11 protein-coding genes are annotated in these 9,816 nt (G+C 59.3%); 2 read left to right on the top strand and 9 right to left on the bottom strand.

The genetic code is table 11. The features are described 5' to 3' along the window. Nucleotides 1–92 precede the first annotated feature (92 nt). The 9 genes from AiwAL_RS19025 to AiwAL_RS19065 all read right to left on the bottom strand — a co-directional run bounded on the left by AiwAL_RS19025 (nt 93) and on the right by AiwAL_RS19065 (nt 8,701). Nucleotides 93–329 carry a hypothetical protein gene (locus AiwAL_RS19025; RefSeq protein WP_262313361.1) on the bottom strand — a complete coding sequence of 79 codons (237 nt, stop codon included), beginning with the start codon at nt 327–329 and terminating at the stop codon, nt 93–95. Between the two features lie 161 nt (nt 330–490). Beyond that, a complete protein-coding gene (locus AiwAL_RS19030) occupies nt 491–1,201 on the bottom strand; it encodes an energy transducer TonB (protein WP_235705294.1) in 711 nt (236 codons plus the stop codon). A gap of 25 nt (nt 1,202–1,226) precedes the next feature. Next, nucleotides 1,227–1,631 carry a biopolymer transporter ExbD gene (locus AiwAL_RS19035; RefSeq protein ID WP_262313362.1) on the bottom strand — a complete coding sequence of 135 codons (405 nt, stop codon included), beginning with the start codon at nt 1,629–1,631 and terminating at the stop codon, nt 1,227–1,229. Nucleotides 1,632–1,644: 13 nt separating this feature from the next. Next, nucleotides 1,645–2,319, bottom strand: a complete 675-nt coding sequence (locus AiwAL_RS19040; RefSeq protein WP_235705292.1) for a MotA/TolQ/ExbB proton channel family protein — start codon at nt 2,317–2,319, stop codon at nt 1,645–1,647. A 118-nt stretch (nt 2,320–2,437) separates the two neighbouring features. Next, on the bottom strand, nt 2,438–3,862 hold the full coding sequence (locus AiwAL_RS19045; protein ID WP_235705291.1) for an MFS transporter: 1,425 nt from the start codon (nt 3,860–3,862) through the stop codon (nt 2,438–2,440). A 231-nt stretch (nt 3,863–4,093) separates the two neighbouring features. Further along, nucleotides 4,094–4,648 (bottom strand): molybdopterin-guanine dinucleotide biosynthesis protein B, encoded by a 555-nt coding sequence (gene mobB / locus AiwAL_RS19050; RefSeq protein WP_235705290.1) that lies wholly within the window; start codon nt 4,646–4,648, stop codon nt 4,094–4,096. Between the two features lie 143 nt (nt 4,649–4,791). Next, nucleotides 4,792–5,070: a high-potential iron-sulfur protein gene (locus AiwAL_RS19055; RefSeq protein ID WP_262313363.1), complete on the bottom strand. Its 279-nt coding sequence runs from the start codon at nt 5,068–5,070 to the stop codon at nt 4,792–4,794. Between the two features lie 521 nt (nt 5,071–5,591). Continuing rightward, complete coding sequence (locus tag AiwAL_RS19060) at nt 5,592–8,177, bottom strand: arsenate reductase (azurin) large subunit (protein WP_262313364.1); 2,586 nt, start codon at nt 8,175–8,177, stop codon at nt 5,592–5,594. Nucleotides 8,178–8,215: 38 nt separating this feature from the next. Then, on the bottom strand, nt 8,216–8,701 hold the full coding sequence (locus tag AiwAL_RS19065; protein WP_262313365.1) for an arsenate reductase (azurin) small subunit: 486 nt from the start codon (nt 8,699–8,701) through the stop codon (nt 8,216–8,218). A 155-nt stretch (nt 8,702–8,856) separates the two neighbouring features. Here AiwAL_RS19065 and AiwAL_RS19070 point away from each other — a divergent pair, with 155 nt between their 5' ends. Further along, entirely contained in the window at nt 8,857–9,243 is a 387-nt protein-coding gene (locus AiwAL_RS19070; RefSeq protein WP_262313366.1) for a helix-turn-helix transcriptional regulator, read from the top strand. Next, entirely contained in the window at nt 9,240–9,764 is a 525-nt protein-coding gene (locus AiwAL_RS19075) for an arsenate reductase ArsC (RefSeq protein ID WP_262313367.1), read from the top strand. The genes AiwAL_RS19070 and AiwAL_RS19075 overlap by 4 nt, the downstream gene beginning before the upstream one ends. The last annotated feature ends 52 nt before the right edge of the window (nt 9,765–9,816 follow it).

A 9,816-nucleotide genomic window follows, 5' to 3' on the forward strand; every position in this document is an offset into this window, starting at 1 on the left:
TTGATGGCTGCAATATCAATCATCCCCCAAAAATAGGCCGGACCGACCCAACGTCACCCAGTTCGCCCGATTCGATCCTTGCGTTTTCGCGGTCATTCCGATTCTTTCGTGCCGAATCGCTTGTTCAAGCTCAGGCCCTTAGCCGTTACGACCGGCTCCATAGCGGCGTTGAACTTTGGCATGCTCTGGCCAATCACTGTTATCGAGGTCTGACTGACTAAGGGCTGCGGTGGCAGCATCGGAATCCCCTCACCGGCATAGGCTACGGCACCCAATTCAAGACTGCACACCGCAACCATTGTAGCGAATATGATTTTTGTCCTGTCCATTACGAATTCCTTTGATATAATCTTAAACATTTCAGATTCATCTTTTAGCCAGAGAGATGAACTGCCTGCGTCTTTATATATTCTTATCTTTGAATATGTTAATAGACTTCACTTTCAACTCTCCGTGTATGGTGGAAGAAACGGGCTCGGAACGGCGACAATCATTTACGATGCAGATCAACCCGTAAGGTGAAGGTAATCGGGTGATGGGACATCCTCGCTGAGAAGGGAGGAAACCGTGTCGCCCGCACCGCGGCTAATGCTGCGTTGTCGATCGGTGGAAAGCCGGAAGATCGCAAGATCGAGTCGCCGAGTAGAGTGCCACTCGGTGCGACACGAATCGCGACCGTGGTTATTCCGTGCAAACGCATCATCGCGACCTGCCGTGGCACGCGCAGATCATCTTGCACCGATTGGTGGACCAGTGCCGCGTAGCGCTCAGTCGCATTTTCTTGCTCGGCCGCGGACACAACGGGTTGCTGTGGTGGTGGTTGAGGCTTGGGAGTTGCGACATGGGGAATCGGTTTGACCGGCTGAGGATGCGCGATAGGCCGGGGTTTCGGTAGAGGACGGGGAATCGGCGTCGGCGGTGGAGGTTTCGGTGGCGCCATCGGCAGAGGTGGCGGTGGCAAAGGTTTCGGCAGTGGAGGCATCGGCTTCGGCGGCTTGGGTAACGGCCTGGGTTTCGGCTGCGGCGCCATCATCTGGATCTTCATGATGCGCGGCTGATGGTCAGCGACCGGGCCAGCCTGATTCGCAAAGTGAACAACGCCGATGACGAACAAGATTTCCACGATCAGCGCCGCACCGAGCGCGCGGGCGAACAGATCGCGTTCTTGTAGCCCTGGCGGAATATCTCCCGATCTGCTCATCGAAGTCATTCGCTTATGACCACCATCACGGGGCCGTCTGGTGAGCTGCGATTCCGATATCGGTGACACCCGCCTTGCGCGCCGCGTCCATCACTGTCACGAAATGCTGGAACGCAACATGCTTCGAGGCAGCGATGGTGACCTGGGTCTTTGCGGTGTCGCCATCCGATTGGAACAGAGCGGTGAGTTGCCCGGGTGTGAGCACCTTGTCCTTCACCTTGACGGTGCCGTCCTTCAGGATATTCACGGTGAATTTTGGGTGTTTCAGATGATGGGTCTGGCTCGATGTGGGTAGTTGCAACGACACCCCTGCGTCCGGAATCATTTGCAGGGTGACGATGATGAAGAACACAAGCAGGAACAGCATCACGTCGATCATCGGAATGATCTCCACGCGCGCCTTCTTAGCTTCGAAATAACGGAGTTTCATGATTGACCTGATCTCACTGGGCGCTGGTGACAGCTTTGAGGCTGTGGCGATTTCGCATCAACGGCACGACCGGCGCGCCGTCGGTCCGGTTCAAGATCATGGTCTTGAGAGTTTCCAACTGGTGCAGAATCAGCCGCACTTGATTGGACAGCATGTTGAAGGCGGCAAGCCCGAGCATGGCGATCAGGATACCAAAGGCGGTCGCGACCAAGGCGTCCGCCACGCCACCAGTGACTTCGGCGGGCGCATGGCCTGGTTTGGCGAGAACCGAGAAGGCGTGGAACATGCCGATGATGGTGCCGAACAGGCCGAGCAACGGGGCCAGGGTCACGATGGTGTCGAGCACCCAGAGCCGTCGGTCGAGTCGGGGGGCGACCAGCATGATCGCCTCATCCATCCGGTTCCCCATCGCCTCGGCATCGGCATCGGCGATGTGATGAAGTGCGGTGTCAAGCAGCACGGCTTCAGGCTGTTTTCCCGCGAAATCGCGCATCTGTTCAAGATCACCGGGAGACAGTTGGCCCATGCTGGCCATGCGTCTGACCAAGGCATTGCCGCGCAGGATGGCCCGGCGCAGGTGCCAGACCCGATCGAGCATCACCGCAGCCGCCAGCAGGAACAGGACCGCGAGCACATAGAGCACGCCATCAGAATAATTGGCGAGATGGATGATATAGGCGAGTGTCATGATCGCGGTCTCCGACAGTTAAAGGCGCGGCGCAGCGTAACCTAATGCGCCAGTGGCATAGTGTTGAGCACTAATAAAATGTGGTAATTTTTGCTGCCTCTGTGCAAAGAACTAAGGCTTAATCGTAAACCAGACCAAACATTTCCACGCTTTCAGCGATACCTTCGCCACTTACCTCTTCCAGGGTTTTGCCGCTCGGTTCGGGCAGGGTCGCTATCGTCAAAAGAACCCCGACAACAGATACCCCAGCGGAAAACAACATCGCTCCCCTCACACCACCGGCGGCGCTGATGAACGGGAATACGAATGTTCCGACGAACGCACCAAATTTTCCAATGCCAGCGGCAAAGCCATGCCCTGTGGTCCGAATACTGGTCGGGAAGACTTCGGCAGGCATGACAAAGGTCGTACAGTTCGGACCAAACTCGATGAAGAAAAAACTCACCCCGTAGAGCAGCAGAAATGGCGCGACCTCATGGGTGATCCCAGGTAGTAGCCCTATCGCTGCGAAGCAGAGTGCCATTGCGGCGAAGCCGATCACTTGCAGGCGACGATGGCCGACCGAGTCCATGAAAAAAATCGATGCCAGGTAACCCGGAATCGCAAATATCGCGAAAACGATGAACGCCCAAGCACTACCGGTCAGTTGCGAGGAGGTCGGTGCCAAAAGCTTCAGGATTTCAGGGGTCGAGATCGCATTCCCATAGAACGCGTAATCATTCAGGAACCATGCACCGCCCGTTCCAAGGATCAACATCAGAAATTTCGGGTTGCTCAACATCTGACCGAGAGAGATCCGGGTTGGTCGGCTTTTCCCTGCCGCTTTCGGTTGAACTTGTCCATATGAGTAGGTCGACAGATCCTGCGCCGCCTCATCCGCATCGCCACGAACATGGACCTTGTAGCGGGGCGATTCTGGCATGGTCCGCCGCAGATAGAGCACGGCGAGCGGTGGCAGGGCGCCAAGACCGAGCATGATGCGCCAGATCAGGTCTGATGGAAGGCCAGAGGCTTCGAGCACAAGGGCAATAACAGGCCCGAAAGCAAGTCCGAGTCCTTGCATCCCGAAGACCATCGATGTCAGTGCACCTCGTTTTTTGGCATTCGCATATTCGGCCATCAGGACCGCGCTCATCGGGTAGTCGCCACCGATGCCAAGCCCGAGAATCACCCGAAACACCAGGAGCCACACGAAATTCGGGGCGAAGGCGCAGGCCAAGCCGCCGATCACCATCAGAAGCGCCTCTAGGCCGTAAATGCGCTTCCGTCCAATGAGATCGGCGAGTCGGCCGAAGATAAGCGCACCAGCGAATGCTGCAACGAGCGAAATACTCCCAAGAAATGCGATTTGCGTATTATCGAGGTGCCATTCCGGTTTGATATAGACCAGTGCCGAGCCGATGATGAACAGATCATAGGCATCCGTAAAAAATCCCATCCCCGCAGTGAACGCCGCCCTGAGATGAAAGAAGCTTATCGGGGCATTGTTGAGGGAATCTATGACTCCATCTCGCGACGGATGATCGCTGTTCGCGACATTCATGATCAATGGTTCCTGATCGCCATATCCGCTGGCCGCATTAGCCACATTTGCAAAGCAGAGGTGTGACAGTTTGGTTTCAACCAGGAATTTCCGATCACGGTTGGGTGAATAGCAATGACCGTCAGGGCTCGAGGTAGTGGAATGCGTCGGTTTGGAACATGGGAGTCCTCACCGAATTGAACTGGGCCCCGAAAATGGGACCAGTTCAGCGCGCTGCCGAAGGCGAAGCAATCATCCGATAGCTGGGCCATGACACGCATCTTTCACCGTCATGCGCCACGGGATCGCTCCAACCGGTCGCGCCTGGCTCAGCGCGATGTCGGCGATTGCCGCCACGTCGTCCAGCCCAAGCACCGGCACGCCGGCGGCGGGGAAAGCGGTATCCGAGGCGATCGCGACGATGCTCGGATCATGCGGATGCAGCGGCGGCTTCCCGGTCCCCTGCCGGTGGATTTCGATTTTCGGGTGCGGCTCCCGCTTGAAACCCTCGACCACCACGAGATCCACGGGACTCATGCGATCCAGGAGTTCCGCGAGGCTGGGCTCCCGATCTCCGCGCAGCTCATGCATCAGCGCCCAGCGCCGGGCTGAAGCGACCAGCACTTCAGTCGCGCCCGCCGCGCGATGGACCCAGGAATCCTTTCCCGGCTGATCCACGTCGAAATCGTGATGCGCGTGCTTCAGCGTCGAAACCCGCACTCCGCGCCCGATCAACAGAGGGAGAAGCCGGCACAGCAGCGTGGTCTTGCCCGACCCGCTCCATCCGGCCAGCCCGATCACTCGCATGTGGTCACCGTCTTCATCCGAAATCTCATGTCTTGACCAGTCTGGCATACCCGTTTCAGTCAGAGTCAAATAGGCAGAAAAGGGCAAGAGCACTGGTCTTGCCTTCGGATATTCACGCAACAAAGCATATAAGAAACGATCGGTCAGGCGGCTTTCGGGGTCCAAAGAATGCACCAGCCATGCGGGCTGATCGACCCGGCGACCGCCTTGCAGGTGCCGTTCGCGGTGGCCGAGGAGCCGGGAACGAACAGCGCGCAGCCGCTGCACTGGTGGCCGCCATTCGGCTTGTCGCGATATTTCACCGACGCTTTCGACACCCCGGCGGCCTCGGCGGCGCGGGTCGCCATCATGCCGGCGGCGGTGAGCCCGGCGGCTTTTTTCAGCAGCGCGCGGCGGCCATCGAATTTCCGGTCCTCAGACATCGTCTTGCTCCTGTCGTTTCTGCTGGTGGTAGTGGTGAGTTTAAGCGCCGAATTTGCACAATGTCATCGGTGTTATGCCGTCCTTGGCCAAACAGGGGCCGATGATGACCCGCACGGGATTGTGATCGCGGGATCAGCACTGGGCTTCCGGTGGTGCGCTGAGCTTCCAGCGCCTCCTGCGTGGCGGCCTTCGCGAGAACGGACTCGCCCGCCATAGCGCCCTGACGGAAGATGGCTGGCGACGGACTCAGCGGATCGCCGGAACATCCTCGAAGGTGTGGTGCGGCGCGGGCGACGGCACGGTCCATTTCAGCGTCGTCGCCGGCATGCAGAGGAGTCCACGATCATCGGACATCGACGGAGTCGGCCGGACCTATAAAGACAGGTAGTTAAACTTTAGATACCCACTTCCTGGCACCAACGATGAATGAACAACGGGTTGTGTTTCTGTTTCACCCCCAGTGCTTTGTGTCGTGTGATCGTGATTCGAAGTTCGACCGTGCTGCGGCCCAGAATCACGGTCAGGTAAACGTGTTCGTCGGCAGGAAGCTTGTGGTTGCCATGACACTGGGCATGCCACCAGAGAGTTTTCGAATGCCGACGCGGGTTCCCTTGTACCAGGGGTTCGTGCTCATCGGGTCGGTATAGGGCGAGGTCAGGCTGTTGGACGTGCCGAGCCAATGGTACATCAGGGCAAACACCGTGCCGTCGGGCACCGAGTCGGTCTCGTACACAGCAAAGGTTTCATTGCCCTGGTCGTTGTAGATCATCACGATATCGCCATCGCGCACACCGAGCTTCTTCGCGTCCGCCGGACTGATCTGCACGAACGGCAGCGGTGTCCCCTCGGTTTTCTGCGCCAGCAGACGCATGTGGTAGCTGGTTTGCCAGAGCGGTTGGCTGCGGCCCATGCTGAACCAGAACGGATATTTGGTCTGGTCTGATTTCAGGTAGTTCGCGACCACCTTGGCAGAAGCGTGGTCGTCCCATGGCCGCGTACCGTACCAACTGAACTTGCCGTCCTTGGTCATGAAATTCCAGGTGGGGTAGAGCCGCTTGGTACCCACCAGTTCGCCGGTTTTCGGGTCCATGCGCACCGGGGTCTGGATGCCCTTCTGTCCCACCTTGCGCAGATAGGCGTAATCGACGCCCTTGAAACTCTCGGGGTCGAGTTTGCTTGCCTCCGACGCCGGCACTTTCGTGTTCATACCGGCGTAGAGATCGTCCTGGATCGATTTGACAACATCTGCGCCATGTTTCCAGTCCATCCCGGCAAACCGCTTGGCGATGTCGGCCTTGCCCGCGGCTTTGTAGAGCGCTTCGAGTTTCTGGCCGACCAGGCCGTGGATTTCCCAGTCGGGTTTTGCGTCGCCCGGCGGGTCCATGAACCGGTCATCGAGCCGCATCAGACGATCGCCGCAGTTGAGCGAGATGTTTTCGGCCTCACCCCATTGCGCCGCCGGGAGGATCAGATGAGCGTCGCGCGTGCTTTCGACCATATAGATATTCTGCACGGTCAGGAACAAACCGTTGGTCTTGTCGAGACCTTCGAGGATGCGCGCGGCGAGATCCTGCATCGAAGCGGGTTCGCCGTCGCCCTGCTTCTGCGCTGACAGAAAGTCGGTCAGCGCCTGCGCGCGTTCGCCGACCCGCTTGCGGAAATAGGCGTTGTTCTGGGCCGCGAGATACGGGTTGCAGCCGATCAACCAGAAGGTTTTACCCTTGCCGTCCTGGATATATTTATCGACATCCGGTGGCGGCCGCGGCCCCGGATAGGGCGGTCGTGCATAACCCTCCTGGTGACCTCCTTGGCGGCCGGTTCCGGTGCCGGGCCGGCCGATGTTGAAGGTGAGCGCACCGAGCTGGGCGATCGCCGCAACCGCGTCATATTGCCGGTAGTTCCAGATCACGCCCTTCTCGTAGAGGATCAGGCTGCGCCGCCAGTGGCCGCCAGGCTTGGGTTGCGCGATCCACGCGGCCGCCTGCTCGATCTGGGTTACGGGCACGCCGGTGATCTTCTGCGCCCTCACCATGAAGTCCTTGTAGGCCATATGGAGTTCGAGGGATTTTTTCTTGTAATCCTCGAAACTCCCCATGTCGGTGTGCCGGTTCAGGAAGTCCTTGTTGTAGTATTTCTTCTCCCACACCGCCCGCGCGACCGCGTTCATCAACATGTAGTCGGTGCCGAGATTGGGGCGCAGATGAAGCACTTTCGCGCCGGTCTCGCGGGCGGCGTTCACGGTCGCCGAGATCCGCGGATCGACGATGACGATCCTTGCCGCCTCGGCCGGCTCGCCCTTGGCAAAATGCTTTTTCTTTTCCGAGATGGTCGCGCCTTGGAGATTGGGCATCATGTGCGCGACGAAGAACACCGTCGCCGTGTCGTAAGTGTTTGCCCCCCACAGCATGATCGTATCGGCCAGGCGCGCGTCCTCGTAGCAATAGTTTAATTCGAACAGTCCACGATCGCGTGTTCCATAGGTCTCGGCACTGTATGCTGGACGATTATGGATACCGGTGTGCTTCATCTGCAGCCCGGTGAACAGCAGCCGGCCGGTGCCGTAGGTATTCTCCATACCACCGCCACCGCCGCCGTGGTCGTAGATCTTTGCACAAAGCTCGTCAGAGCCATATTTATCCATGACCCCCTTGATCACACGGGCTTGCAACTCGATCGCCGCGTCCCAGGGAATGACATTGAACGTATCACCGACGCGCAATAGCGGGTAATGCAGCCGCGCCTGGGTCGGGCGGCTGTCCGACCAGGTGGTTTTCGCGTTGATCGCACCGCGGCTCGAGTGATTGCCCTGCAGATTGATCGGCGAATCATCGGCAGGCACGATCGCGACGTGATAGGTGCCGCCGTCGCGACGCTGGATCGTCGAGTGCATCGACTCGGTATAGGAAAACCCGGCGATCGGCGGCTGCGGACTGGTGAAATCGATGCCGAAGGCGTTGTCGCCCGCTTTCAGGCCGCCTACGTAGCCTTCCGGCCAGACATAGACCTTGTAGCCGCAGCCGACCGTGCAGTACTGGCAAACCGTGTTGTAGGCTTCGGCACTCTTCGGCGGCAGCGGGACCGATTCCTCGCGGCGATACAGAGCCATGGTGATCTCCCCCGAATGATGATTGACAACCGGATTATTCAGGCTGCGTCGCTCTGGCGTCCCCAGATCAGGCCGGACATCCGCTCGGCATAGATATCGCCGCTCGCGGCATCGATCCGCAATTCGATCTGCGGCAGATAATCCGAGGCGAGACCTTGGTAGGGCACTCCGTTCTTCGCCGGGTCGAACATCGAATAGTGGCACGGGCAGACGAACCGGCCGCCCTTGAAGGCCACCGGGCAGCCCATATGGGTGCAAGTGCCGGAGAAAGCGACGACGTCGTGACCGGGCCCGGCGCCTTCATAGGCGGGCTCTTCGAGCTTCAGCAGCCAGGCGGGTGATGTCGCGTCGGGGTATTGAAACGAAACCGGCTTTCCGGGGCGGAGCTGTTTGATGTTGCCCGCCTTGATCGAGGGCCAAGATTTGCCATCCGCCATCATCATATCGGCTTTGGCGGCTATCGGGCTGGCCACAGCGCCAGCCGCCGCAGATGCCTGGACAAATAGTCTGCGTGACACTCTCATGGGCGCTTCCCTTATTCTTTGATATTTTGACTCTTGTAGGATCATAAATTCGTAATCGTCAAGATAATTTCATGATTCACGGCCTGGAGTTGACTTGACGATATGGTGATGGCTCCTTAGCAATCGCGATACTACGACAAATATGGAAATATGACATGGCCAAGTTAAAGAATCCCGATCCCGCCTGGACGGTCGCCGCGCTGGCGGCGCTGGCGCATGAGCACCGTCTTGCCGCCTACCGCCTCCTGGTCGAGGCCGGACCGGGCGGTCTGCCGGCGGGCGAGATCGCGGAGCGAGTGGGCCTGGTGCCGTCCTCGCTGACCTTTCACATCCAGGCGCTGTTGCGCGCGGGACTGATCACCCAGCGCCGGGCAAGCCGCCACGTGATCTACGCGGCGGATTTCGCGGCGATGAACGGACTGGTCGGATTCCTGGTGCGGAACTGCTGCGGCCAGGAGATGTCGATCTGCGGTCCGGCCTGCGAACCCGGCCGGCCCTCGGCGCGGCAGAAGGCTGCGCTCGCCAAGGGCAAATCGGCATGACGACGCGCATGCTCAACATCCTCTTCCTCTGCACCGGCAATTCGGCGCGCAGCATCCTGGCGGAGCGGCTGGTCGAGCGTTTTGGTGGCGGGAAGTTTCGGGGATTCTCCGCCGGCAGCCATCCCAAGGGCGAGGTTCATCCGCGCACGCTCGCGATGCTGGAAGATGCCGGACTGCCGACCGATGGGTTGCGTTCGAAATCCTGGGACGAATTCGCGCAGCCGGGCGCCCCGGTGATGGATTTCGTGTTCACCGTTTGCGACGACGCTGCGGGTGAAATTTGTCCGGTCTGGCCGGGACAGCCGATGACCGCCCATTGGGGCATGCCCGATCCGGCGGCCGCGACCGGCAGTGAATTTGAACGCATGGCAGCCTTCCGTACCACATTCCAGATGCTGGAGACGCGCATCAAGCTGTTCGCGAGCCTGCCTTTTGCCAAACTGGAGCAGGCGTCGCTCCGGCGCCGGGTACAGGAGATCGGCCGGATCGGGCCGAACGAAGGCGAAGGCTCGGCGGCATGAGCGTGATCATCTACCATAATCCCGATTGCGGCACCTCGCGCAACGTGCTGGC

The organism is Acidiphilium sp. AL (assembly GCF_025499445.1).
GTDB lineage: Bacteria > Pseudomonadota > Alphaproteobacteria > Acetobacterales > Acetobacteraceae > Acidiphilium > Acidiphilium iwatense.

Bases quoted from the DNA above. Each gene is read 5' to 3' on its own strand.
- AiwAL_RS19065 (WP_262313365.1), bottom strand. From the start codon at position 8,701: ATGAGAGTGTCACGCAGACTATTTGTCCAGGCATCTGCGGCGGCTGGC.
- AiwAL_RS19060 (WP_262313364.1), bottom strand. From the start codon at position 8,177: ATGGCTCTGTATCGCCGCGAGGAATCGGTCCCGCTGCCGCCGAAGAGT.
- AiwAL_RS19025 (WP_262313361.1), bottom strand. From the start codon at position 329: ATGGACAGGACAAAAATCATATTCGCTACAATGGTTGCGGTGTGCAGT.
- AiwAL_RS19035 (WP_262313362.1), bottom strand. From the start codon at position 1,631: ATGAAACTCCGTTATTTCGAAGCTAAGAAGGCGCGCGTGGAGATCATT.
- AiwAL_RS19030 (WP_235705294.1), bottom strand. From the start codon at position 1,201: ATGAGCAGATCGGGAGATATTCCGCCAGGGCTACAAGAACGCGATCTG.
- mobB (WP_235705290.1), bottom strand. From the start codon at position 4,648: ATGCGAGTGATCGGGCTGGCCGGATGGAGCGGGTCGGGCAAGACCACG.
- AiwAL_RS19070 (WP_262313366.1), top strand. From the start codon at position 8,857: ATGGCCAAGTTAAAGAATCCCGATCCCGCCTGGACGGTCGCCGCGCTG.
- AiwAL_RS19055 (WP_262313363.1), bottom strand. From the start codon at position 5,070: ATGTCTGAGGACCGGAAATTCGATGGCCGCCGCGCGCTGCTGAAAAAA.
- AiwAL_RS19045 (WP_235705291.1), bottom strand. From the start codon at position 3,862: ATGAATGTCGCGAACAGCGATCATCCGTCGCGAGATGGAGTCATAGAT.
- AiwAL_RS19075 (WP_262313367.1), top strand. From the start codon at position 9,240: ATGACGACGCGCATGCTCAACATCCTCTTCCTCTGCACCGGCAATTCG.
- AiwAL_RS19040 (WP_235705292.1), bottom strand. From the start codon at position 2,319: ATGACACTCGCCTATATCATCCATCTCGCCAATTATTCTGATGGCGTG.